Annotated in this window: 17 protein-coding genes, 1 tRNA gene and 1 pseudogene; 7 read left to right on the top strand and 12 right to left on the bottom strand. The window is 65.9% G+C overall.

Translation table 11 applies throughout. The features are described from left to right. The first annotated feature begins 449 nt into the window (after nucleotides 1-449). The gene (locus ACIP9X_RS14970; protein ID WP_400480537.1) at nucleotides 450-2,657 is read left to right on the top strand and encodes a cytochrome c oxidase assembly protein; all 2,208 of its coding nucleotides are present in this window, start codon (nucleotides 450-452) and stop codon (nucleotides 2,655-2,657) included. Next, the gene (locus ACIP9X_RS14975) at nucleotides 2,657-4,696 is read left to right on the top strand and encodes an NHL domain-containing thioredoxin family protein (protein WP_400480538.1); all 2,040 of its coding nucleotides are present in this window, start codon (nucleotides 2,657-2,659) and stop codon (nucleotides 4,694-4,696) included. Before ACIP9X_RS14970 ends, ACIP9X_RS14975 begins: the two co-directional genes overlap by 1 nt. A 181-nt stretch (nucleotides 4,697-4,877) precedes the next feature. Here the strand turns inward: ACIP9X_RS14975 and ACIP9X_RS14980 are convergent, their stop codons facing one another. Both ACIP9X_RS14980 and ACIP9X_RS14985 read right to left on the bottom strand, forming a co-directional pair. Then, entirely contained in the window at nucleotides 4,878-5,870 is a 993-nt protein-coding gene (locus tag ACIP9X_RS14980; RefSeq protein ID WP_400480539.1) for a hypothetical protein, read from the bottom strand. A 130-nt stretch (nucleotides 5,871-6,000) separates the two neighbouring features. Next, entirely contained in the window at nucleotides 6,001-7,731 is a 1,731-nt protein-coding gene (locus ACIP9X_RS14985; RefSeq protein ID WP_400480540.1) for a helicase HerA-like domain-containing protein, read from the bottom strand. 169 nt (nucleotides 7,732-7,900) lie between these two features. Here ACIP9X_RS14985 and ACIP9X_RS14990 point away from each other — a divergent pair, with 169 nt between their 5' ends. Then, nucleotides 7,901-8,890 (top strand): LLM class flavin-dependent oxidoreductase, encoded by a 990-nt coding sequence (locus tag ACIP9X_RS14990; RefSeq protein WP_400480541.1) that lies wholly within the window; start codon nucleotides 7,901-7,903, stop codon nucleotides 8,888-8,890. Between the two features lie 57 nt (nucleotides 8,891-8,947). Here the strand turns inward: ACIP9X_RS14990 and ACIP9X_RS14995 are convergent, their stop codons facing one another. From ACIP9X_RS14995 to ACIP9X_RS15010, 4 genes are all read right to left on the bottom strand, one after another. Then, entirely contained in the window at nucleotides 8,948-10,078 is a 1,131-nt protein-coding gene (locus tag ACIP9X_RS14995; protein ID WP_400480542.1) for an FAD-dependent oxidoreductase, read from the bottom strand. A gap of 22 nt (nucleotides 10,079-10,100) precedes the next feature. After that, nucleotides 10,101-11,027 (bottom strand): AEC family transporter, encoded by a 927-nt coding sequence (locus tag ACIP9X_RS15000; protein WP_400480543.1) that lies wholly within the window; start codon nucleotides 11,025-11,027, stop codon nucleotides 10,101-10,103. Between the two features lie 151 nt (nucleotides 11,028-11,178). Then, the gene (gene panD / locus ACIP9X_RS15005) at nucleotides 11,179-11,607 is read right to left on the bottom strand and encodes an aspartate 1-decarboxylase (RefSeq protein WP_400480544.1); all 429 of its coding nucleotides are present in this window, start codon (nucleotides 11,605-11,607) and stop codon (nucleotides 11,179-11,181) included. Nucleotides 11,608-11,660: 53 nt separating this feature from the next. After that, nucleotides 11,661-12,593 carry a LysR substrate-binding domain-containing protein gene (locus ACIP9X_RS15010; RefSeq protein ID WP_400480545.1) on the bottom strand — a complete coding sequence of 311 codons (933 nt, stop codon included), beginning with the start codon at nucleotides 12,591-12,593 and terminating at the stop codon, nucleotides 11,661-11,663. 156 nt (nucleotides 12,594-12,749) lie between these two features. Here ACIP9X_RS15010 and ACIP9X_RS15015 point away from each other — a divergent pair, with 156 nt between their 5' ends. Next, on the top strand, nucleotides 12,750-14,210 hold the full coding sequence (locus tag ACIP9X_RS15015; RefSeq protein ID WP_400480546.1) for an amino acid permease: 1,461 nt from the start codon (nucleotides 12,750-12,752) through the stop codon (nucleotides 14,208-14,210). A gap of 353 nt (nucleotides 14,211-14,563) precedes the next feature. Beyond that, a complete protein-coding gene (locus tag ACIP9X_RS15020) occupies nucleotides 14,564-18,088 on the top strand; it encodes a bifunctional proline dehydrogenase/L-glutamate gamma-semialdehyde dehydrogenase (RefSeq protein WP_400480547.1) in 3,525 nt (1,174 codons plus the stop codon). 173 nt (nucleotides 18,089-18,261) lie between these two features. Here ACIP9X_RS15020 and ACIP9X_RS15025 read toward each other — a convergent pair whose 3' ends face one another. Next, a complete protein-coding gene (locus tag ACIP9X_RS15025) occupies nucleotides 18,262-18,516 on the bottom strand; it encodes a hypothetical protein (protein WP_400480548.1) in 255 nt (84 codons plus the stop codon). Between the two features lie 156 nt (nucleotides 18,517-18,672). Beyond that, nucleotides 18,673-18,963 (bottom strand): annotated as a pseudogene (locus ACIP9X_RS15030) (LysR substrate-binding domain-containing protein); the annotation flags it as partial. A gap of 77 nt (nucleotides 18,964-19,040) precedes the next feature. Between ACIP9X_RS15030 and ACIP9X_RS15035 the strand changes: the two are divergent. Further along, nucleotides 19,041-20,369, top strand: coding sequence for an MFS transporter (locus ACIP9X_RS15035; protein WP_400480549.1), 1,329 nt, complete (start codon nucleotides 19,041-19,043; stop codon nucleotides 20,367-20,369). A 3-nt stretch (nucleotides 20,370-20,372) separates the two neighbouring features. Here the strand turns inward: ACIP9X_RS15035 and ACIP9X_RS15040 are convergent, their stop codons facing one another. From ACIP9X_RS15040 to ACIP9X_RS15050, 3 genes are all read right to left on the bottom strand, one after another. After that, on the bottom strand, nucleotides 20,373-21,536 hold the full coding sequence (locus ACIP9X_RS15040; protein ID WP_400480550.1) for a N(5)-(carboxyethyl)ornithine synthase: 1,164 nt from the start codon (nucleotides 21,534-21,536) through the stop codon (nucleotides 20,373-20,375). Then, nucleotides 21,533-21,679 carry a hypothetical protein gene (locus ACIP9X_RS15045; protein ID WP_400480551.1) on the bottom strand — a complete coding sequence of 49 codons (147 nt, stop codon included), beginning with the start codon at nucleotides 21,677-21,679 and terminating at the stop codon, nucleotides 21,533-21,535. Before ACIP9X_RS15045 ends, ACIP9X_RS15040 begins: the two co-directional genes overlap by 4 nt. A gap of 165 nt (nucleotides 21,680-21,844) precedes the next feature. Continuing rightward, nucleotides 21,845-21,918: transfer RNA gene (locus ACIP9X_RS15050), tRNA-Gly, on the bottom strand. Nucleotides 21,919-22,112: 194 nt separating this feature from the next. Between ACIP9X_RS15050 and dcd the strand changes: the two genes are divergently transcribed. Further along, a complete protein-coding gene (dcd, locus tag ACIP9X_RS15055) occupies nucleotides 22,113-22,688 on the top strand; it encodes a dCTP deaminase (protein ID WP_400480552.1) in 576 nt (191 codons plus the stop codon). Nucleotides 22,689-22,707: 19 nt separating this feature from the next. Here the strand turns inward: dcd and ACIP9X_RS15060 are convergent, their stop codons facing one another. Further along, nucleotides 22,708-23,892: a cation:proton antiporter gene (locus tag ACIP9X_RS15060; RefSeq protein ID WP_400480553.1), complete on the bottom strand. Its 1,185-nt coding sequence runs from the start codon at nucleotides 23,890-23,892 to the stop codon at nucleotides 22,708-22,710. Nucleotides 23,893-23,894: the final 2 nt, after the last annotated feature.

Raw genomic sequence — 23,894 nt, forward strand, 5'->3', positions numbered from 1 at the left:
GCCATCAGAACAAGACATAGAGTTATTCATGTCGGGGTCTCTTTGGTTATTGGTTTGCTTGGTCGCTACCAATTCAAAGAGGCCCTGGCCTCTTTGCTGCCGCACCACGCCGCACCGCTAGCGCCGCAACTGCGGCGCCAGCCTCAGACCGCCCTAACCATGCTCATCTGCGAAGAGCCCGTTAACCTGACGACCCCCCAGAACCGGAGCCGGCCAGACCGCGAGGAGCGACCGGGGAAGTGCCCTGACTTGGTCGGGACTGCCGCACGGGATGTCCGGGACGGTGACCGAATCGGGGCGGAGACCGAAGCGGCACGGGCAAAAGCGGCAGGGGCATGAGCGGCACGGGCCAGCGGTGCGGGATACGCGCAAGGGGGGTCGAAGCGGGGCGTGCTGCGGTTCACGCCCGCCGATTCGCTGCGCAGGCGGCGTTGGCGGACAATGGATAGGTGCCCTCAGCCACAGAATCCCTTACTCCACAGCCTGCCCCCAGCGGGGGCGGGCTAAACCAGGCTGGCGCCGTGCTTGGCATCCCCCGGTCCTGGCAGCTGGCAGGTCTGGCTGCGCTTTTCCTCGGGCTGGCTGCAGCATTGCTCTTCTCAGGTGCGGCCGTAGTGCGCGATGTCTCCGATCCGGGCGCCATGGTCCGCTGGGGCCTTCCCGTCAGCAAGGCGATCCACAACGTGTCTTTGGCCACCGTTATCGGCGGGCTCATTTTCGCCGCCGGCATCCTGCCGCCGACTATCGACCGCCGCCGCTCCAAGAGCCGGTCCCCGGAAGAAAACGCCCCCGAGCACCCGGCGTTTGCCAGGGCGTTGGCCATCGCGGCGGCTGCCGGCGTTGCGTGGACCCTGTCCTCCATCGCCGTCCTGGTACTCACTTATTCCGACGTCGCCGGACAGAGCGTGTCCGGTGATGCGGAATTCACCAGGGCGCTCGTCTTCTTCATGACGGACATCCCGACCGGGCGTGCCTGGCTCGCCGTCACCATCATCGCGGCCGTGGTCACCACCGCTCTGTTCGGCGTTCGGTCACTGACAGCCCTGGCGCTCACTCTGGTGCTCGCCCTGATCGGACTGGTCCCCACTGCACTCATCGGCCACTCTGCAAGCTCCAACGACCACGAGGGCGCCATCAGCTCACTGGGGATGCACCTTGTGGGTGTCAGCGTCTGGGTGGGCGGCATCGTGGTGCTCGCGCTGCTCTCGGGCCTGCTGTCCGGGTCCGGCGGTGCCGGCAGCACCGGAGCCAGCAAAGCAACCAGCACCCCTGCCACTAAAACTGCAGTACGCGGCAGCACAACGGACATCACCGAACCCACGCTGCGCCGTTTTTCCGCGCTGGCGGGCTTCGCCTTCGTCCTGGTCCTTGCTTCGGGCGTCATCAACTCCACCGTCCGGATCAGCAGCTGGAGCGATCTGTTCGGCTCGCCGTACGGGCAGCTGATCGTGGCGAAGACCGCAGCCACCTTCGTGCTCGGCGGCATCGGCTTCATGCACCGGCAGTGGGTGATCCCGCAGCTGACCCGCAAGGGTACGTCCTCGCGCCGCGTACTGTGGCAGCTGATTCTGATGGAACTGCTCATCATGGGCGCCACGTCCGGAATCGCGGTGGCCCTGGGCCGCTCCTCACCGCCCGAGCCGACTTCCTACGCCCCGGATGCCTCACCCGCCTTCATCCTCACCGGCTATGAGCTGCCCCCGGAGCTGACTTCGGAACGCTGGCTCACCGAGTGGCGCCTGGACTGGATCTGGGTGGCGGTTGCTGCTTTCGGCCTCGTGGCTTACTTCCTGGGGGTGGCCAAGGTCCGGGCACGCGGGGACCGGTGGCCCATCTTCCGCACCCTGCCCTGGGTGATCGGCCTGCTGGTGCTGACCTACATCACCTCCGGGCCGCCGGCGGTCTATGGCCGTGTGCTGTTCTCCGCGCACATGGTGGACCACATGGCCCTGACCATGGTGGCTCCCCTCTTCCTGGTCCTGGGCGCACCGGTCACGCTCGCGCTCCGCGCACTTCCCGCCAGGACGGACGGCTCCCGCGGCCTGCGCGAGTGGCTGCTGCTCTTCGTTCATTCGAGGGTCTCGCAGCTCGTCACTCACCCGCTGTTCGCCGCCGCCAACTTCGCCGGCTCCATCGTGCTCTTCTACTACTCGGACGCCTTCGGCTTCGCAATGCGGGAGCATGTGGGCCACGAGCTGATGATCCTGCACTTCGCGCTGACCGGGTACATCTTCGTGCTCACCATGATCGGCACGGACCCGCTGCCGCGCCGTGCGCCGTACCCGCTGCGGCTTTTGCTGCTGCTCGCGACGATGGGCTTCCACGCATTCTTCGGGGTCGCCATCATGGGCGGCACCGGACTGCTCGCCGCCGACTACTTCGGCAACCTCGGCCGGGAGTGGGGCCCGTCGGCCCTGGCGGACCAGCAGCTCGGCGGTGCCGTGGCCTGGGGCATCGGGGAAGTTCCCACCCTCCTGGTGGCGATCGGCGTCGCCATCATGTGGTCCCGCTCCGATGAACGGGAGACCCGCCGCACTGACCGGGCGGCGGACAGGAATAACGACGCCGATCTCACCGCTTACAACGATATGTTTGCCAAATTGGCCGAACGAGACGCCAAGCTGGCTGACCGCAACTCAAAGCTGGAAGGACGCTGATGAGCGAAACCGTACGCACCCACCACCGGGTCCGCGCCTCCGAACTGGTGGGCCGTAACTGGCTGAACACTGGCGGCAAGTCCCTGGACCTGGAAGCCCTGCGCGGCAAAATCGTGCTCCTGGACTTCTGGACCTTCTGCTGCATCAACTGCCTCCACGTGCTGGACGAACTGCGTCCGCTGGAGGAAAAGTACTCCGACGTCCTCGTCACCGTGGGCGTGCACTCCCCGAAGTTCGAGCACGAGGCCGATCCCGTGGCCCTCGCTGCCGCCGTGGAGCGGTACGAAATCCACCACCCCGTCCTTGACGACCCCGAGCTGGAAACCTGGAAGGCCTACACCGCCCGCGCCTGGCCCACGCTGGTGGTCATCGACCCCGAGGGCTACATCGTGGCCCACCTGTCCGGAGAAGGCCACGCCGACGGACTCGGCGTGCTGATTCCCGAGCTCATCGCCCAGCACGAGGCCCGCGGCACCCTGCACCGCGGCACTGGCCCCTACGTGGCCCCGGAGCCGACGTCGGGCACCCTCCGCTTCCCGGGCAAGGCCCTTTACCTCCCTGCCGGTCGGGGTTCAGCTGCAAAGTCCGACGCCGGTGCGGCCGCCGGCGCTGCAACTACCGCCACCGCGGAAGCCACCGCGGAAGGCGCCGGCACGTGGCTGGTAACGGACACGGGCCACCACCGTGTTGTGGAGCTCGACACCGACTTCCACACGGTGCTCGGCGCCTTCGGTACCGGCAACAGGGGACACGCCGACGGCCCGGGCGTGGCCATCGACTCCCGCGAGCCGGTCGCGGAATTCAACGAGCCGCAGGGTCTTGTCCTGCTGCCTGAGGACGTGGCAGAGAAGACGGGCTACGACGTCGTAATTGCCGACTCCGTCAACCACCGCCTCAGGGGACTGTCCCTCAAGGACGGCACCGTGACCACGCTCGTCGGCAACGGCGTGCAGCGCCTGCTGGAGACCGGACCGGCCCGGGTGGACGAGGACGCCGCCGGCTTCACCGGACGCCTCAGCGACCACCCGCTGGACGTTTCCCTCAGCTCGCCCTGGGACGTCGTGTGGTCCAGCAAGCTCAAGGCAGTTGTGGTGGCCATGGCAGGCGTGCACCAGATCTTCAGCTTCGAGCCGCTGTCCGGCGAGGTCTCCATCATCGCCGGGAACGGCCTTGAAGGCCTGCTGGACGGGTCCGCCCACGAATCCTGGTTCGCGCAGCCGTCCGGCCTGGCCGAGGACGCTGACGGCAACATCTGGGTTGCCGACTCGGAGACCTCCGCGCTCCGGAAGCTTGCGATTGACGACGACGGCACGGTCACCGTCGAATCTGCCGTGGGCAAGGGCCTCTTCGATTTTGGCTTCCGCGACGGCGAGGCCTCCGAGGCCCGCCTGCAGCACCCGCTCGGCGTGACAGTGCTCCCCGACGGCTCCGTAGCGGTTGCCGACACCTACAACGGTGCCGTGCGGCGCTACGACCCCGCGACCAAGACCGTGTCCACGCTCGCCCGCGGCCTCCTGGAGCCCTCGGACGTAATCGTCGACCACACCCAGGTGGCCGGCAAAGAGCCGCTGCTCGTGGTGGTCGAGGCCAACAAGCACCAGCTCGTCTACGTGCCCATTCCCAAGGAAGCGCAGCAGGTGGATGAGGGCGCGGTCCAGACCCACCGGCCCAAGAGCCCTGTGGCTCCGGGCCCGCTGGAGCTGACGGTGCGCTTCACCGCGCCCACCGGGCAGAAGCTGGATGACCGCTGGGGCGACCCGACGCAGCTGAAAATCTCCTCCACCCCGCCTGAACTGCTTGTATCCGGCGGCGGCACCTCGGTGGGACTCCTCCGGACCTTGGAGCTGTCCTCCGACGTGCCCGAGGGCGTGCTGCACATTACCGCCCGCGCGGCCGCCTGCGACGGCCCCGAAACCGAGGACGGCGAGATCCCGGACCACGCGGCGTGCCACCTGTACCAGCAGGACTGGGGCATCCCGGTGGTGGTGCAGACCGACGGCGATGCCGAGCTGGTGCTGGACCTGCGCGGCATGGACTGAACCGACGCAGCCTCGTTGAATAACGGCGACTGAGTAACGGCGACTGAGTAAACGCCACCTGAACCGGCCCGGTTTTCGACCCCACACGGGTTGAGAACCGGGCCGGCGGCGTTATGACCTGGTTGATGAAGGGAAGCCGTTCCGTGACCGCGCCTCCGACAGGCCCGGCCAGAACAACGTTCTAGAAGCTCAGGACGGGCGTGACGCTGATGGTGTCGCCCTTGATGTCCAGGCGTGTCGTGAAGCTGAAGTTGTGCTCCACGTTCAGTGGGGCGACCGCGCCGGAGAACAGGTCGACCTGCTCGGCGGTGATCCGGGCTTTGCCGTCCAGCGGCGCCACTACCCATTTGCCGTCGAACGGTTCGATAGTGATCTTCGGGTACTCCGTGATGGTCCACTTGATGGTGCCGTCAACCACCCGGTTGGGCGTGGCGTGGTAGAACGGGCAGTCCGGCTGGAGACGCTGCTGCTTGACCGCATCGGCTGCGCAGGTGTCCAGGAACTCCTTGACCCTGGACGCCACGGCCTGGTTCAGTTCGTCGTTGGCCTGCGTGAGAAGGTTCAGCGGCGCCGCGGGGACGTCCCTCCCGGCGACGGTGGCCCGCGTGGGTGGGGCCGAGAAGTACTGTCCGTTCAGCGACGCTTCATACTCGCCAGGGTAAAAGACGGCGAAGGTGTTGCGGCCGCCGGGCATGTTGACCGGAACGCCGTTCAGCGTGGCCTCATTCGCGTTGACCACTGTCACGTCAACGGTGGGCAGGGTGGACGGAACAAAGGACCACTTGTGGAAGAAGAGCCATTCTGTGCCCGTGCTTTCCAGCAGGAACTCGGTGCGCAGCCGGCTGCCGTCGATGGTGTACTCCATGGGCACCATCACCCGCTTGCCGCCGCGCGGTTCCGCGTCGCCGATCTTCACATTGCCGATCCTGGCGGCGGAGGTTTGCAGCGCTGTGCCGTCGAGCATGGCGGCGTCGGCGTCCGGCACCTTGGCGCGGAGGAGACCCAGGGCCCGCTCGCCCTCACCCTTCTGCAGGGCTTGCAGATAATCGCGGACAGGCTGCTGCGGGCTGGCCACAGAGTTGTTGACCAGGTTGACCGAAACGACGGCTCCGGCAACGGCAAGCATGAGGCCCAGCAGCCACCCGGCTGCTGTCTTCACCAACGCTTGACTCATCTGCACCCACCTTACGTTACCTGCTAGGCGTGTGGAGGCAGGATTTGGCGGTGCGGATCATGACGCGGCAGGCCCATCAAAGAAACGTTCGACGGCCGCACTCCACAGGCAGGCATGCGGCCCCTTGGCGCTAGCGGCGCCGCCGGGACGACGTGCCGAAAACGCCCCGCAGAAGTTCACGGCCCAGCTGGGTCCCCATCGACCGGACCATGCTTTTCAGGCCTGCGCCGAGGGCTCCCCCGAGGGCTCCGCTGAGGTCGTCCACCATGCCGCCGGCCGGGGGAGCAGGGCTCGGGGCCGATTCGCGCCGGGGTTGCTGCGCGGGCTCGCGCCGGGATTGCGGGGCGGACCTGGTGCTGGGGCGTCCGAGAATCTCCTCCTCGATGCGCCGGGCCTCAGCGTCCACATCGGGGGTGTCCGCCGCTCCGGCATTCAGACTGCCGGGAACGAAGACGCCGCTGGATGGAACCGGCGGCTGGCCGGGGGCGGCGGGGCCGGTGGGAGCAGCGGACTTGGCGGACAGTTTCTCGTAGGCGGACATGTTGTCCACTGCCGTGCCGTATTTAGCGAGCAGAGCGGAGCCGGCAACCGTGCCCTTGATCAGTTCGTCCGCGCTCGGTCCCATGACCGATTCGGGGGCCCGCAGGCGGGTCAGGGCAACGGGAGTGGGCGCGCCCTTCTCGTTCATGACAGTAATAACAGCCTCGCCGATGCCCGCGGACGTGAGCGTCTCCTCCAAGTCGTAGTCGCTGAGCGGAAACGTGGAGACGGTGGCCTTGAGGGCTTTGGCATCCTCCGGCGTGAAGGCCCTCAGTGCATGCTGCACACGGTTGGCCAGCTGGCCGAGGACGTCGGCAGGGACATCCTTCGGAGTTTGTGTCACAAAGAAGATGCCCACGCCCTTTGAGCGGATCAGCCGGACGGTGGTGGTGATGGCTTCGAGGAAGGCGTCGGAGGCGTCGTTGAAAAGCAGATGGGCCTCATCGAGGAAGAAGACAAGCTTGGGCTTGTCCAGGTCGCCTGCCTCGGGCAGGTCTTCGAACAGGTCCGCCAGCAGCCACATCAGGAAGGTGGAGAACACCAGGGGCTTGGTCTGCAGCGTGGGCAGTTCCAGGCACGTGATGACACCGCGGCCGTCGGGGGCGGTGCGGAGGAGCTCGGCGGTGTCGAATTCCGGCTCCCCAAAAAAGCGCTCCAGGCCCTGTGCCTCGAGGGTGACAAGTTCGCGGAGGATGACGCCCGCCGTCGCCTTGGACAGACCGCCCAGGTCCTGCAGGGCCGCTTTGCCCTCGTCTGACGTCAGGTACTGGATGACCGCGCGGAGGTCCTTGAGGTCAACCAGTTCGAGGTTGTTCTTGTCCGCGAAGTGGAAGACGAGCTGGAGGCTGGACTCCTGGGTGTCGTTGAGCTCCATGATCCGCGACAGCAGGATGGGGCCGAACGAGGTGATGGTGGCGCGGACGGGGATGCCGTTGCCGTCGCCGCCGAGGGCAAGGAACTCCACCGGAAACGTCTTGCCGACCCACTGCTGGCCTATGCTTTCAGTCCGTTCCGCCAGCTTGCCGCTCCCGGTGGCTGCCGTAGCCAGGCCGGACAGGTCGCCCTTGATGTCCGCCAGGAACACGGGGACGCCCGCCGTCGAAAGCTGCTCGGCCATCATGTGCAGCGTGACCGTCTTGCCCGTGCCGGTGGCTCCGGCCACCAGGCCGTGCCGGTTCATCATCGACAGGGGCAGCCGGACCGGTGCGTCCTTGTGGAGTTCGCCATCCACGATTGCCGCTCCCAGCTCGATCGTGGGGCCTTCCAGCGCATAGCCCTTCCGTATCGTGGCGACTTTGTCTGCTGTCGATTTGTTGGCCATGCCGCTAGCTTAGTGGCGCAAACTCTCCCGGCAAGTGCCTGCGCAAGCGCCAACTGTGGACAGCGTCACCTGGTCGGGCAGAAATAACCCCCGTCCCGCCGTCGTTGTCAAGAGATGTGCCGCGCAACCGCGGCCAGCCCGCGAAGTGCAACGAAAGGCCGGCGTCACTGTGACTGTTCCCCTCTCCATCCTTGACCTTGCGACGATTGGCAGGGGCCAGACGGCGGCGGAGAGCTTCGCCGGAAGCGTGGCCATGGCACAGAGCGCCGAGGAGCTCGGCTACCGCCGGGTCTGGTACGCCGAGCACCACAACATGTCCTCGATCGCCTCCTCCGCCACGAGCGTCCTGATCGCCCATGTGGCCGCCCAGACCGAAAGCATCCGGCTGGGGGCGGGTGGCGTGATGCTGCCCAACCACTCGCCGCTCACCATCGCGGAGCAGTTCGGAACCCTCGAAACCCTGCACCCGGGCCGCATCGACCTGGGCCTCGGCCGCGCCCCCGGCAGCGACCAAAACACCCTGCGCGCCCTGCGCCGCGACCCCTCGTCGGCCGAGAGCTTCCCGCAGGACGTCCTCGAGCTGCAGGGATACCTGACCGGCCCCACCCGCATCCAGGGCGTCGAGGCGACGCCGGGCAAGGGAACCAACGTGCCGCTGTACATTCTGGGATCGTCGCTGTTCGGTGCCCGTCTCGCAGCGCAGCTCGGCCTGCCCTACGCCTTCGCCTCCCACTTCGCGCCGAACGCGCTGCAGGACGCTGTGGCGGTCTACCGCAGGGAGTTCCGGCCCTCGGAGCAGCTCGCTGCACCATACGTCATCGCCGGCGCCAATGTCATCGCGGCTGACTCGGCTCCCGAGGCGCAGGAGATGTTGCGGGCCACCTTGCGGGCCCGCGTCTCACTGTTCTTCGGCGGCGGCCGTGAGTTTACCGACGACGAGGCGGACATGATCCTGGACTCCCCGCAGGGCCAGCACGTCACGCAGATGATGAAATACTCGGCCGTCGGAACACCCGATGTGGTGCTGGAGTACCTGGACGGCTTTGCCCAGCACGCCGACGCCGACGAACTCATCGTTGCGCACCAGAGCACGGGCACCGCCGCGCGGTTGCGGTCCGTGGAACTGCTGGCCCAGGCAGCCGGACTGGCCCGGGTTTAGCGAAACCGGTCTAGTGGCGCCCGGCCTAGTGTAGCCACGTGTAAGCGATGCCAGGCGCTAGTGCAGCCCGGGGCGGGACGCGGCGAAGATCGCGGGCGCCGGCCCGGCCCCGGTGGCGAGGTCGGCCAGGATCCGGCCCACGACGGGTGTGAACTTGAACCCGTGGCCGGCGAATCCCGCCCCGATCACCACCGGGCCAAGGCGGTCCAGGATGAAGTTGTGGTCCGCTGCAGTGGTGTAGGTGCAGCTGATGTCTGCCATGGAGTCGGCATCGGCCCCGGGGAGCCATCGTCTCGCGTAGCGCTGCAGGGCAGCCCGCTGCACCGGTTCCGGCTGGAACGACCGCCGGTCCGGATCGACCACAGGCCCCACCCCGTGCCAGCCCGCCTTGATGCCTTCACCGGGGGTGAGCATGCCGTACACGGGGGAGTACCAGTCCGCGTAGTCCGCGCCGGTTCCCGGAAAGTGGTTGAATCCTGGCCAGTCAGCACCGGCGTCGGCGATTCCGAAATGCGCCGGCTGCTCCTGCGTCACAGTGAGCCGCGGCAAAGCTGCCACGCCGCCGAGCAGCTTGGAGGTCCAGCCGCCGGCGGTTACCACCGCCTGCCGCGCGGTGAGCACCTCGGTGCGCCCGCCGCCGTCGAGGGTGAGCCGGACGCCGTCGTCGAGAATCCGCAGTCCCACCACCTTCACGTGGTGCCGTACCTCCGCCCCGTTCCCGGCCGCCAGCCCCTGGAGGGCCGGCAGCGCGAGCTCGGGATTGAGCTGCCCGCCGTCCGGCATGTAAAGCACCTGCGTGTCGAAGCGGATGCCGCGCCAGCGCTCGCCGGCTTCCCCCGTCGGCAGGAATTCGGCCTTCAGGCCGGCCTGGTTCAGCGCCGCATGCATCGCATTCAACGCGGGGTCAGGGCCATGATTGACGACGCCGGTGCGCGCCAGCAACTGCCCGCCGCTCTCGTGTTCGAGTTCGCTCCACAGCTGCAGGGACTCCGCGAGCATGGCGATGTAGTCCGGTTCGGCATAAGCCAGGCTGAGGTTCCGCGTGGCCCCGTGAGACGCGCCGATGCGGTGCCCGGGCCCGAATTGCTCCAGCAGCGTGACCTGCCGGCCGCGCCGGGCCAGAGCCCAGGCCGCGGCGGAGCCCATGGCCCCGCCGCCAATGACCACAGTGTCCACAGTGGTGTTCAAGATTCCTCCAAAGATCCGGACGTCACGTCAGCAGCAGTGCCACGCCGATCATGGCCGGAACGGCCACGACGGTGGTGATCAGCACGGTGTCCTTCGCGACGGTGACGCCCGTCCGGTAGCGGCTTGCAGCGACAAACACGTTCTGGGCCGTCGGCAGGGATGACGTCACCACGACAGCGAAGAGCGCCTGGCCTTCCATGCCCAGCGCGAAACGCGCAAAGACGTAGGCGATCGCCGGGTGGACGACGAGCTTGAAGGCACTCGCCAACAGGGTATCAAGCCGGCGTCCCGCGGCGGCCTGCAGGGGGCGTGACCCGTTCAGGCTCATGCCAAACGCCATCAGCATGGCGGGGATGGCGGCGCCGCCGATCAGGTGGATCGGCTCCAGGATCAGGTCCGGCACCTGCCAGCCGGTTCCGGCCACCACAAGACCGAGCGCTGAACCTACGATCATCGGGTTTTTCAGGATCATCAGGATGAACCGCAGCGGCGTGGTGCGGTGCGCGCTGGTGGTCGCATCCAGCGCCATGAGGAACAGGGGTGTGAAAAATGCCAGCTGAAAGATGAGCAGGGGAGCCACATGGCTCGCATCCCCCAGCACGTATACGGCAATGGGAATGCCGAGATTCGCCGAGTTGGCGAGGGAGGCACTCATGGATGACATGAGGGATTCCGGAAGGCTGCGCTTGAGCAGGAACTTGACGATGACGAAGAAGATGGCGGCGGTGGCGGTGGCGCCGGCCGCGGCGACCAGCAGCGGCGCGGCAAAAACGTCCTGGAGCCGGGCCTTGCTGAGTGTCTCGAAGAGCAGCGCCGGGCTGGCCACAAAGAAGGTCAGCCCGCTCAGGACCTGGCGGGCGTTGTCACCGAGGATGCCCCTCCGGCCAACGAACATGCCGACCAGGATGATGGACCAGACGACAAAGAAGCCCGCGAGAACGCCTAGCATCCGGCGGTCGCTGGGGGCTCGGCTGTGCAGGGGGCGGTGTCCACCGTCCCAGCCTAATCATATTTATTCAGCCACGGAGGGGCTTGTGGCAGGGATCTCGCTGTGCGGGCAGTCTGCTAGTCCCCGTGCCCTGCGCGTGCTCAGGGCAGTGTCAGCTCAGGGTGGCGTTGTTCAGCGCGAACGGCGGGCGCATGAGACCGGGAGTGAGGCCTTCGGCGGGGTCGTTGCCAAGCTGGATGACACGGTTGTCCTTGTCCACGTGGACCACCTTCGGCTCGTAGGCCTTGGCTTCCTCGGTGGTCATCTCCGCGTAGGTGATGAGGATGACGATGTCGTTTTCGTGCACCAGGTGTGCCGCCGGGCCGTTGATCCCGATCACGCCCGAACCGCGTTCACCGGCGATGGTGTACGTTTCGAGGCGGGCGCCGTTTGTGACATCCACAATGGCTACGAGCTCGCCGGGCAGAATATCGGCAGCATCCAGCAGGTCCAGGTCCACAGTGACGGAACCCACGTAGTGCAGGTCCGCGTGCGTGACAGTGGCGCGGTGGATTTTGGACTTGAACATTGTGCGATTCATAACGGAAACAGTCTAACGCCGGGGTCAACCATCTGGCTGTGAGCCAGGGAACACTACGCTGGCCCTTCCATCTCATGGTCCTTCGACGCCGCTATCGAAGAGGCGGTGGCTGCCAGGATTTCGCGGGCGGCGAGAATGGCCGGACGCTGGGCACTTGAGCGGCGCACGGACGTGAACACCGTCCTGTGCGGCTTCTGGGGAAGTTCGATCAGCTCTGCTGTGGTGCCGCGGCCCGTCCACACAAGATCGGGCATGAGGCCGACTGCATTACCGGATTCAATCAGCCGGATCTGCGCCTGGAGGTCCGCGGTCTCGAAGCGCACGTCCGGTTCGAACCCGGCACTCCTGCAGGCCTGTTCCGCCCAATGGCGTGAAGCGGCGCCGCGCGGCTCCATGACCCAGGCCATCTCCGCTGTGTCGGCCAGCGATGTGAGGGCCGGCCGATCACCTGACGCGGGGGGAACCGCAAGCCGGATGGCATCGGTGGTCAGCCGGATCCGGTCCAGCTCCGGATAACGCGGAGCGGCGTGGCCCGGGTACTGCTCTGCGATGACAATGTCGAAGTCCCTGGCCCAAGTCTCGTGCAGCGCCGTTTCCGGCTCCCGCTGGGTCATTTCAATGCGGACCTCCGGGTAGGTCGCCGCCATGCGGGTCAGGGTTTCCGGCATGAGGGCAAGCGCCGCTGACTGGAAGACGGCGATCCGGACCGTGCCGGAAACCGTGGTGAGGGAGGCGGCCAGGTCTGCTTCCGCCTGCTCGAGCGTCTCGAGGAGCTGCGCAGTGTGGCTGACGAGGACTTCCGCCTGCGGTGTGAGCTGTACTTTCCGTCCGGTTTTCCTCAGCAGTTCCACTCCCACTTCCTTCTCAAGGAGGGCTAATTGCTGGGACACTGAGGACGGACTGTACTGCAGGGCTGCGGCCACCTCTGCGAGGGTGCCCCGGATTTTCAGCTCGCGGAGCAGTCTTAGGCGGCGTACGTCGAGCACGACTGTTCCTTCGATTGGAGATGAATGAGTGGATAAGCTAACTGGTACTGGTTAGGAGTATTCACTTTATCTAATGCAATGATCCTTGCATACTAATCTGAGTTACCCCCATCACAGGGCGGATGATGGGGCCGCATCTACGCAGGAGTTATCCGCATGACAACTAAAGATCCCACCCAGTCGATCCTCAGGCGCAAGCCGATTGACGACATTGAAGTCGAGAACAAGCACAGTGGCCTCTTCAAGTCCCTGGGACTGTGGCAGCTCACGGCCATTGGAGTCGGCGGCATCATCGGTGTCGGCATCTTTTCGCTGGCGGGGCTCGTGGCCCACGGCAGTGAGGGCACTCCCGGCGTCGGTCCGGCTGTTCTCTTTTCCTTCCTGATTGCGGGTCTGGCTTCAGCTGCCGCCGCCCTGTCCTACGCAGAGTTTGCAGGCATGATTCCCCGCGCCGGCTCCGCGTACACCTACGGTTATGTGGCCCTCGGTGAAGTGATCGGCTGGTTCATCGGCTGGGACCTGCTGCTGGAATACATTGCCATCGTGGCGGTAGTGGCCATCGGCATCTCCGGCTACTTTGACGCCTTCCTGTCCGGCATCGGCATCGAGATGCCCGTGTGGATGACGTCAACCGCTGATGAAGGCAGGGGCGGCATCGTCAACATCCCCGCCATCCTGGTCTGTCTGCTGGTCACCTGGATCCTGTCGCGCGGAACGAAGGCGTTTGGCCGGTTCGAGCTCGTGGCAGTGGCCATCAAGGTGATCCTGATCCTGTTCATCATTGGGTTGGGCGTCTTCTACATCAACGCCGAGAACTTCAACCCGTTCATGCCCAGCGGTATTGGACCGGTCTTTGCCGGCGCCGCCACCGTATTCTTCGCCGTGTTCGGTTACGACGCCATGAGTACCGCCGCCGAGGAGGCCACCGACGGCAAGAAGCACATGCCGAAGGCAATCATCCTGTCCCTGATCATCGCCATGCTGCTGTACGTTGCCGCCACCCTTGTCCTCACGGGCATGCAGAATTACCGGGACATTGATCCCGCTGCCGGGTTCGCCTCGGCGTTCACCGGGGTCGGGCTGCCGGTCATTGCCACCATCATCTCGGTCTTTGCCGTGCTGTCCATCCTCACTGTCATGCTGACCTTCCTCCTCGGCGTGACACGCGTCTGGTTCTCCATGAGCCGCGACGGCCTGCTGCCCGGCTGGTTCTCCAAGACCGACAGCCACGGCACGCCCCAGCGCGTCACGTGGATCGCGGGCGTCGCGTCCGCCCTGCTGGCCGGCGTGTTCCCCATCAAGGCCGTTGCCGACCTCACCAACATCGGCATCCTTGCCGCCTTCGTGGTGGTCTGCTTCGCGGTGATCGTATTCCGGTACAAGAAGCCGGACGCTCCCCGCGAATTCCGCCTGCCGCTGATGCCTCTGGTGCCGGCCTTCGGTGTCCTGGCGTCGGCCTTCCTCATGTTCCAGCTCCACTGGGAGACCTGGATGCGCTTCGGTATCTGGCTCGTCATCGGCCTGGTTATCTACTTCGCCTATGGCAAGCGGCACTCACTGATGAACCCGAACAGCCCGCGGCACGACGAGGCAGTGGAGATGCACACCCCCGTGTAAGGCACGCTCCCTCACATCTGGCGCCTAATCCTGCGACCCTTCCTCATTTTTGGGCTGCTATCGACGAACCCTCTCTCACTCCGGTGGGGGAGGGTTCGTCGTTTCTCGACGGGAGGTGAGGGGGCGTCGCGGGTTGGGCGGCGGGAGGTGAGGGGGCGTCGCGGGTTGGGCGGCGGGAGGTGAGGGGGCGTCGCGGGTTGGGCGGCGGGAGGTGAGGGGGCGTCAGCAGAGGCCAGGGAACGCTCGCTTTTTCTAACGTGTATTGCTCGGAAAAGGTCGCTTTATCTTAAGTGAATCCAGGCCCATACTGATGAATAAGAGGTCACTACTCACGGAAAGAACGAGCACAAGCCATGACCCACACAGCTACGGATCACCGCGTTTTTGCAGGCAAGGACGCCGCTGAAACCGGCGCCGTCGCCTCCCTGCCGGACGGCGCAAGCGTCGCCGAAGCCACCGCGCTCGCCGGCGAAACCATCGCACTCGTACGCCACTGGCTCACCGAGGCCGCCAAGATTCCCGCTGACGCTTCCGCAGAGCAGCTCGCCGGTGTCCTGAAGGACCCGAACGGCCTGGAATTCACGGTTGGCTTCGTGGACGGCGTGGTACGCCCCGAGGACCTCAAGGTCGCGGCCCGCAACCTCGCGGCGCTGGCGCCCAAGGTTCCGGCCTTCCTGCCCTGGTACATGCGCCGTGCAGTCCAGGTGGGCGGCCTCATGGCCCCGGTCCTGCCGCAGGTTGTCATCCCGGTGGCCCGCAAGGTCCTGCGCGAAATGGTGGGCCACCTCATCGTTGACGCCACGGACGCCAAGCTCGGCCCGGCCATCGCCAAGATCCGCAAGGACGGCATCAACCTGAACGTGAACCTCCTCGGTGAGGCTGTCCTCGGTGAGCACGAGGCGTCCCGCCGGCTTGAGGGAACGCACACCCTGCTGGCTCGGCCGGACGTGGACTACGTATCCATCAAGGTTTCCTCCACGGTGGCGCCGCACTCGCCGTGGGCTTTCGACGAGGCCGTGGAGCACGTCGTCGAGAAGCTCACGCCGCTGTTCGCCAAGGCGGCATCCTTCCCGAAGCCCAAGTTCATCAACCTGGACATGGAGGAATACAAGGACCTGGACATGACCATTGCGGTCTTCACCAGGATCCTGGACAAGCCTGAGTTCAAGAACCTCGAGGCCGGCATCGTGCTTCAGGCCTACCTCCCGGACGCGCTCGACGCCATGATCCGCCTGCAGGGATGGGCCGCTGCGCGCCGCGCCGAGGGTGGCGCCGGCATCAAGGTCCGCGTGGTCAAGGGCGCCAACCTGCCGATGGAGCAAGTCGAAGCTTCCCTGCACGACTGGCCGCTGGCCACGTGGGGCACCAAGCAGGACTCGGACACCAGCTACAAGCGCGTCATTAACTACTCGCTGCACCCGGACCGGATCGCCAATGTCCGCATCGGCGTGGCCGGGCACAACCTCTTCGACATCGCCTTCGCATGGCTGCTGGCCAAGAAACGCGGCGTGGAATCGGGTATCGAGTTCGAAATGCTGCTGGGCATGGCCCAGGGCCAGGCCGAGGCCGTGAAGAAGGACGTCGGCTCCCTGCTGCTCTACACGCCGGTGGTGCACCCGGCCGAGTTCGACGTCGCCATCGCCTACCTGATCCGCCGCCTCGAAGAGGGCGCCAGCCAGGAAAACTTCATGTCCGCTGTCTTCGAACTCAGCGAAAACGAAGCACTGTTCGCCCGTGAAGAGGACCGGTTCCTGCGGTCTCTCGAGGACCTCGACGAGTCCGTGCCGGCGCCGAACCGCCAGCAGAACCGCAACCTCCCGCCGGTGGCCATGCCGCACGACCACTTCGAGAACACTCCGGACACCGACCCGTCCCTCCCCGCCAACCGCGACTGGGGCCGGGCCATCCTGGACCGCGTTCCGTCCTCGACCCTCGGCAACGCCTCCGTCGAGGCTGCCATGATCACCGACGCCGGCATCCTGAATACGGTGATTGAAACCGCCGTCGAAAAGGGCAAGGCCTGGGGCGCCCTGTCCGGCGCCGAACGTGCCGAGATCCTGCACCGCGCCGGCGACGTCCTGGAAGCCCGCCGCGCGGACCTCCTCGAAGTCATGGCCAGCGAAACGGGCAAGACCCTTGACCAGGGCGACCCCGAGGTCAGCGAGGCTGTTGACTTCGCGCACTACTACGCCGAGTCCGCGCGCAAGCTGGACGACGTCGACGGCGCCACCTTCACCCCGGCCAAGCTCACCGTGGTGACCCCGCCGTGGAACTTCCCGGTGGCCATTCCCGCCGGTTCCGTCCTCGCGGCACTCGCCGCAGGGTCCGCCGTCGTCGTCAAGCCCGCCAAGCAGGCAAAGCGCAGCGGTGCCGTGATGATCGAGGCGCTGTGGGAAGCCGGCGTGCCCCGCGACGTGCTGACCATGGTCCAGCTCGGCGAGCGGGAGCTCGGCAAGCAGCTGATCGCCCACCCGGCCGTGGACCGCGTGATCCTGACCGGCGGTTACGAGACCGCCGAGCTGTTCCGCTCCTTCCGCAAGGACCTGCCGCTGCTCGCGGAGACCAGCGGCAAGAACGCCATCATCGTCACCCCGAGCGCTGACCTTGACCTCGCCGCGAAGGACGTTGCCTACTCGGCCTTCGGGCACGCCGGACAGAAGTGCTCCGCCGCCTCACTGGTGATCCTCGTGGGCTCGGTAGCCAAGTCCAGGCGCTTCCACAACCAGCTGATCGACGCCGTCACCTCGCTGAAGGTCGGCTACCCTGAAGACCCCACGAGCCAGATGGGCCCGATCATCGAGCCCGCCAACGGCAAGCTCCTCAATGCGCTCACCACGCTGGGCGAGGGCGAGAACTGGGCCGTCGAGCCCCGCAAGCTCGATGACACCGGCCGGCTGTGGAGCCCGGGCGTGCGCTACGGCGTCAAGCGCGGATCCTACTTCCACCTGACCGAATTCTTCGGCCCCGTGCTCGGCGTCATGACCGCGGACACCCTGGAAGAGGCCATCGCCATCCAGAACCAGATCGAATACGGCCTCACCGCAGGCCTGCACTCCCTCAACACCGAGGAACTGGGCATCTGGCTGGACAGCATCCAGGCCGGCAACCTGTACGTGAACCGCGGCATCACCGGCGCCATCGTCCAGCGCCAGCCCTTCGGCGGCTGGAAGAAGTCGGCCGTGGGTGCCGGCACCAAGGCAGGCGGACCGAACTATCTCGTTGGCCTGGGCGACTGGACCAGCAAGGAAAGCGCACAGGGTGCAGCCGCGCGGCCCACGCACCCCGGCGTGCAGCGCCTCGTGGACGCCGTGCAGGGTGAGCTCGACTCCGCAGAACTGGACGCGCTGCAGCGCTCGGTCGGTTCGGACGCCCTGGCTTGGGCTGAGGAATTCGGTGCGGCCAAGGATGTTTCGGGGCTGAGCGCCGAACGCAACATCTTCCGGTACCGCAACCTTCCGGTCACCATCCGGCTCTCCGACGGCGAATCCCTTCGCCCGCTCGTCCGTACAGTAGCCGCCGGCGTACTTGCCGGTTCGCAGCTGACCGTCTCCACCGGCGTCGGGCTCCCCGCCCAGCTGCGCGCGGTGCTGACGGGACTGGACATCCCCGTGACGGTAGAGGACGACGCCGCGTGGCTCGCCTCCGCGGGCCGGCTCGCTGCCGCCGGCAAGCTGTCCAACGGACGCATCCGCCTGATCGGCGGTTCCGCTGCTGACCTCGCCGAGGCAACCGGCGGCCGCCCGGACGTGGCCATCTACCCGCACGAGGTCACCGAAGCGGGCCGCGTTGAGCTGCTGCCGTTCCTGCACGAGCAGGCGGTCAGCATCACCGCACACCGCTTCGGAACGCCGAACCACCTGTCCGATTCACTGATCTAGCGGCTCCCGCGGCGGCGCATTGCCGCAACGCGGGGCGATACAAAAACTGGCGGGCACCATCCGGTGCCCGCCAGTTTTTCGTTGCTTCTGTCTGTTTTGAACGTCCCTGTGTCGGACGTAGCTTCGTGGTGTCCCTGTGTTGGACGTAGTGAGACCTGGTGCAGACCCCTGAATCAGCCGAGGTACCAGCCGGGCGGTGCCCATGATGAGGGAACGTTATGGGCGGAAAACTCTTCACACCGCGTGCAGGTGTATGCGACTTCGCCCAGTGTCCTGACGGTGCCGTCGTGGCGGTACTTGGGCGGAACGAATGACTCTAGATAAATGAACTCGTCGGTTCCGCATTTGTCGCAGTTAGGCTTGGCGACGTAGTCGGAGTCCACGGTCATGGAGTGGCGGGGGAAATGGCGGTTTGCGGCTGTGGTCACGGCGTGCCTATCCCGAACAGTGCCCGCTTCGTTGCAGGATATGTTCGTAATCAATTCGCTGTCATCAGCCGCTGCATGACCTCCAACAGTCACAGCATAGGACGGCTGCGAACGGTTATCAACGATTTTCTGCCTCGTACCCTGATGGGGCAGGGTTCAAACCTGCTTCTTTAAGTTCCGTCCCATGATGGCCTGGGTGAGGGCGTCAATGACTTCTGCGTTCGCCAACGGATTCCGGATCAGGGTGAAATCCACGTCCCCCACCGACGGCAGCTCGAAACGGCGGGTGATGATCTTCAGGTCGTCCGGCACCAGCGAGGACGGCATGACGGCGACGCCGATTCCCGCGCGGACGGCCGCGAGCACGCCGCTGATCTGCTTGGTGGTGCAGGTGATGCGCCAGGTCCGGCCAGCCGATTCGAGGGCGTCGATGGCCAAGTTATAGGACGGATAGTCTTCCACAATCGTCTTGGCCCACCATAGCGTGAAAGGCATCTGCCAGCCCGCTCTCCAGAGGACTTCCTTTGACACCCCCATCGCCGTCAGCGGCCACCGTCACCCAGCCAGTCGCCGTCGTGAGTGAACGCCTTCCGTGGCGCCAGACATTCATCTCCCTGAGTGTTCCCAACTTCCGGATCTTCGCGATCGGCCACTTCATCGCAGTGACTGCGATCTGGATGCAGCGCATCGCCCAGGACTGGCTGGTGCTGCAGCTGTCCGGTTCCGTCACCGCCGTCGGAATCACCGTTGCGCTGCAGTTCCTGCCGGCGCTGGTCCTGGGGCCCTGGGGCGGGATGGTGGCCGACCGGTTCGCGAAGCGCAGGATCCTGATCCTGTGCCAGTCCATGGCTGCCGTTCTGGCCGCCGCCCTGGCGGTGCTCGCTCTCACTGGAGCGATCGAGGTCTGGCACGTGTATGGCATCGCGCTGGTGCTGGGCCTGGTCACCGTGTTGGACCAGCCGGCGCGGCAGGTGTTTGTCCAGGAGCTCGTGGGGCCCCGGCATCTGCGGAACGCCATTAGCGTCAACTCCACAACGTTCCAGCTGGGCGGGCTGATCGGGCCCGCCCTGGCAGGGGCGTTGCTCACCGCCGTCGGTGCCGGCTGGGCTTTCGCCGGGAACGCCGTGGCCTGCTGCTCTACGGTGGCGATGCTGCTGCTCCTGCGGCGGGATGAGCTGTTCGTCAGCGCGCCGGCCCCCAAACGGAAGGGGATGCTCCGGGAAGGGCTGCGCTATGCGCTGAGCAAGCCGACCATCTACTGGCCATGGCTGATGGCGGGCTTTATCGCCGTCTTCGCCATGAGCCTGCCTGTCGTGCTGGCCGCCTTTGCCGACGATATCTACCGCATCGGGGCCGGGGGCTACGGCATGCTGAATGCCCTGGTTGCACTCGGTGCGCTCGCCGGGGCCGTCGCCTCCGCCCGCCGGCGCCACCTGCGGCTGCGGTCCGTGGTCCTGGGCGCCGGAATGTACGGACTCATGCTGTGCCTGTCTGCCTTCGCGCCGTCCGTGGTCTGGTTCGGTGCGGCCATGGTGCTCTCCGGGTTCTGGTGCCTAATGTTCCTCACGGCCTCCAACCAGCTGGTCCAAATCAGCTCCAACATGGGAGTGCGCGGCCGGGTGATGAGCCTGTACATCATGGTCCTGATCGGCGGCCAGGCCATCGGAGGGCCCATGATCGGAAGCATCGCGGAGCACGTGGATCCCCGCGCCGCACTGCTGGTGGGGGGCGGGGTGCCGGCGCTCGCGGCGGTGACAGTCGCCGTCGTGCTTGCCCGCCGCGGTCAGCTGACGCTCCAGGTGGACTTCCGGGACCGGCGCCGCCTGCTGCGGGTGGTGCAACGGGCGGCGTAAGAGTTAGCTTCCTGCGAACACCGCGTGCGGGTGCTCCGCCTCGCGGCCCTGGAACTCAAGAACGCCTCTGTTAAGGACCACCCCGTCGCGTATTTCGATGGCACGGCTGATGGTCTCATTTCCCTGCCAAGCTTCCCTTCCGGACATCACAGTCTCCAGGAACGGCAGGAGCGCCTCACTGATTTCCCAGCTGGAGGAATTCCAGAGGTAGGACGGGCTGTGGTCCACGGCGTAGTAAGAGATGTGGTCACCCACAGTGAACATCGGCTCGGCGAAGGTCGTGGTTTTGGCCCAGCTGAAACCCATCCCTTCGTCACAGGAGACGTCCACAATCAGGCTGCCCGGCTTGAACGCTGCAAGGTCTTCCCGCTGCAGATAGGTCAGCGGGTTGTTGGGGTCCTGGAGGGTGCAGTTGACCACGATATCGCTCTCGGCCAGGAACGGCGCCAGCGGGACGCGGCCACGGTCGGTGATCACCTGGCTGAGGAAGGGCGCCTTGTCATCGTGGTCGAACTGCGTGATTCGTACCGAGTGGATGGGGGATCCCACGGCGGCAACGCCGCGGTTGGTCAGGACCTGGACGTCGTGGATGCCGTGGGCGTTCAGCGCGGTAACCGCGCCGCGAGCGGTCGCGCCGAAGCCGATGACGACGGCGCTCATCCTCCGGCCGTAGTCGCCCGTGGAGCCGGTGAGGGAAAGTGCGTGAATAACGGAGCAGTATCCTGCCAGCTCGTTGTTCTTGTGGAACACATGCAGGCCGAAACCACCGTCGCTGGCCCAGTGGTTCATGGCCTCGAAGGCGATGAGCGTGAGCTTCTTGTCAATGGCCATTTGGGTGATGGCGCGGTCCTGAACACAATGCGGCCACCCCCACAGGGTCTGGCCGTCGCGGAGTTCGGCGAGATCCTGCGGCTGCGGTTTGGGCAGCAGGACGACGTCGGCCTTGGCCACCAGGTCCTCGCGGCTGGCCAAGCGACCCACCAGCGGGGCAAGCTGGCCGTCGGAAAAGCCGAAGCGCTCCCCATAGCCTTGTTCCAGGATCATCCGCTGGCGCAGCTCCGGTGCAATTCGCTCAAGGTGGAGCGGATGCAGGGGCAGACGGCGTTCATCGGGCTTGCGGGATGAAGAGACAACCCCCAGGGTGAGATGGTTCGGTGAACCCGTCACTTCGTCTTCGCCGACATCGGTTTCGCGCTCTTCTTGTCCAGTGACGTGGCCGGCGCTGCGGCAGCCCTCTTGTCAGCGCGCTTTTCCTTGATGGATTTGCCGGATTTTTTGGATGCTGCTTGACGGGGGGACTTGTCAGCCATGTTTGCTCCTGTAGCGGAACCGAAGAGGGTTCCTGACTTCTGACGATACAGGTAGGGCCCTAATGCGATCCGCGACGGGGGCTGAAGCCAAATTGCCGGTCCGGAGTATTGAGAGCGGGCAGGGGCTCTGGACCCGGGCGCGAAGCGCGGGGCTCAAGGAAAAACTGGAGCGGCTGACGGGAATCGAACCCGCGTATCGAGCTTGGGAAGCTAGCGCTCTACCATTGAGCTACAGCCGCATGCACCGGATTCCGCCGGGGCAAAAACTAGCTTAGCGCAGTTGCGGAGCCGCTCCGCCCATCAGCGCTGCGTGTCTGCTCCCTGTTACTGCTGTGACGGGTGTTGCTGGGGCCGGGCGCCTGGGCCGCGGCTGTGCGGTTCTTGGCCGGACCGCGACGGCTGAGGCCCGCGCCTAGATGCTATTTTTGAAGGCGTGCTGATCTCTGACCGCGACATTCGTGCCGAAATTGATTCCGAACGGATCGTCCTGGACCCGTACGACTCCCTGATGGTGCAGCCGTCTTCCGTTGATGTCCGGATAGACCGCTTCTTCCGGCTGTTCGACAACCACAAGTACGCGCACATCGACCCGGCCGAGGAGCAGCCCGAGCTGACCCGCCTGGTGGAGGTGGAGGAGGGTGAGCCGTTCATCCTGCACCCGGGCGAATTCGTGCTCGGCTCCACCTACGAAACCGTCACGCTGCCCGACGACATCGCCGCCCGCCTTGAGGGCAAGTCCTCTCTTGGCCGCCTTGGCCTGCTGACTCACTCGACTGCGGGGTTCATTGACCCCGGCTTCTCGGGCCACGTCACGCTAGAGCTGTCCAACATGGCCACGCTGCCCATCAAGCTGTGGCCCGGCATGAAGATCGGTCAGCTCTGCTTCTTCCGGCTGACTTCGGCTGCGGAATACCCCTACGGCTCGGGTGAATACGGCAACCGCTACCAGGGCCAGCGCGGGCCCACCGCCAGCCGCAGCCACATGAACTTCCACCGCACGGACATCTAGTCCGGCGCAAGGCCCGGAGTCAGGCCCGCACGGGTTCCGGAGCTGCGGGGCGGGTGAACCGTGCGAGCACCGGCTCGACATAACGGGCTGCGAGCGGTCCCGTGATTGCCATCAGCAGGACGTATGCCGTGGCGAGCGCGGCCAGTTCCGCGGAGGCCGCGCCCGATGCGACAGCCAGCCCGGCGATGACGATTGAGAATTCGCCGCGGGCAACGAGGGCTGCTCCGGCGCGGAAGCGGCCGCGCCGCGCGATGCCCGCCCGTTTGGCCGCCCATACTCCGGTGATCATCTTCGTTGCGGTGGTGACCACGGCCAGGACAAGCGCCCAGCCCAGCACGGGCGGGATGGAGGCAGGGTCCGTGTTGAGCCCGAATGCCACAAAAAAGATGGCGGCAAACAGGTCACGCAGCGGTTCGAGGATCCGCGTGGCGCTGTGGGCTGTGGCTCCGGAAATCGCAATGCCGAGCATGAACGCACCCACAGCGGCCGATACCTGCAGCGCCTGCGCCAGCCCGGAAACCAGAAGCGCGGCACCCAGCAGGTTGAGGAGGAAGACTTCGGAATTTTCGCTGTGCACGGCCTTGGAAACCTGATGGCCGTGCCGGAGCGCCACCGCCAGCACCACCGTCACCACGGCAAGAGAAACGCCGACGGTCAGCAGGCCTTCAAGGAAGCTGATCCCGGCGAGTGTCGCCGTGAGAATCGGCAGGTACAGGGCCATGGTGAGATCCTCGAACACAAGGATCGAGAGAACCACGGGTGTTTCCCTGTTGCCGATGCGGCCAAGGTCAGTGATGACCTTGGCCGCAATGCCGGACGAAGAAATATAGGTGATTCCCCCCATCACCATGGCGCCTACCGGGCCCCATCCCAGCAGGACGGCGATACCGGCCCCGGGAAGAAAGTTGAGGACAAGGTCCAACACACCGCCCTGCCAGGAACGCCGCATGCCTGTGACCAGCTCGGGCGCCGAATATTCCAACCCGAGCATCAACAGCAGCAGGATCACACCGATCTCGCCGGACAGATGGGCAAAGCTCTGGATGCCCTCAAGCTTCATCAGGCCGCCGGCGCCGAAGAACAGGCCTCCAACCAGGTACAGGGGGATGGGTGACATGCCGATCCGCCCGGCGGCCCGCGCGAGCAGGCCGAGGCAGAACACGACGGCCCCCAGTTCAATGAGGGTCAGTGCCAGCTCATCCATTG

The organism is Arthrobacter sp. NPDC093125 (assembly GCF_044754225.1).
Taxonomy (GTDB): Bacteria; Actinomycetota; Actinomycetes; order Actinomycetales; family Micrococcaceae; genus Arthrobacter.

Bases quoted from the DNA above. Each gene is read 5' to 3' on its own strand.
- ACIP9X_RS14975 (WP_400480538.1), top strand. From the start codon at position 2,657: ATGAGCGAAACCGTACGCACCCACCACCGGGTCCGCGCCTCCGAACTG.
- ACIP9X_RS14980 (WP_400480539.1), bottom strand. From the start codon at position 5,870: ATGAGTCAAGCGTTGGTGAAGACAGCAGCCGGGTGGCTGCTGGGCCTC.
- ACIP9X_RS14985 (WP_400480540.1), bottom strand. From the start codon at position 7,731: ATGGCCAACAAATCGACAGCAGACAAAGTCGCCACGATACGGAAGGGC.
- ACIP9X_RS15000 (WP_400480543.1), bottom strand. From the start codon at position 11,027: ATGCTAGGCGTTCTCGCGGGCTTCTTTGTCGTCTGGTCCATCATCCTG.
- panD (WP_400480544.1), bottom strand. From the start codon at position 11,607: ATGAATCGCACAATGTTCAAGTCCAAAATCCACCGCGCCACTGTCACG.
- ACIP9X_RS15015 (WP_400480546.1), top strand. From the start codon at position 12,750: ATGACAACTAAAGATCCCACCCAGTCGATCCTCAGGCGCAAGCCGATT.
- ACIP9X_RS15020 (WP_400480547.1), top strand. From the start codon at position 14,564: ATGACCCACACAGCTACGGATCACCGCGTTTTTGCAGGCAAGGACGCC.
- ACIP9X_RS15045 (WP_400480551.1), bottom strand. From the start codon at position 21,679: ATGGCTGACAAGTCCCCCCGTCAAGCAGCATCCAAAAAATCCGGCAAA.
- ACIP9X_RS15060 (WP_400480553.1), bottom strand. From the start codon at position 23,892: ATGGATGAGCTGGCACTGACCCTCATTGAACTGGGGGCCGTCGTGTTC.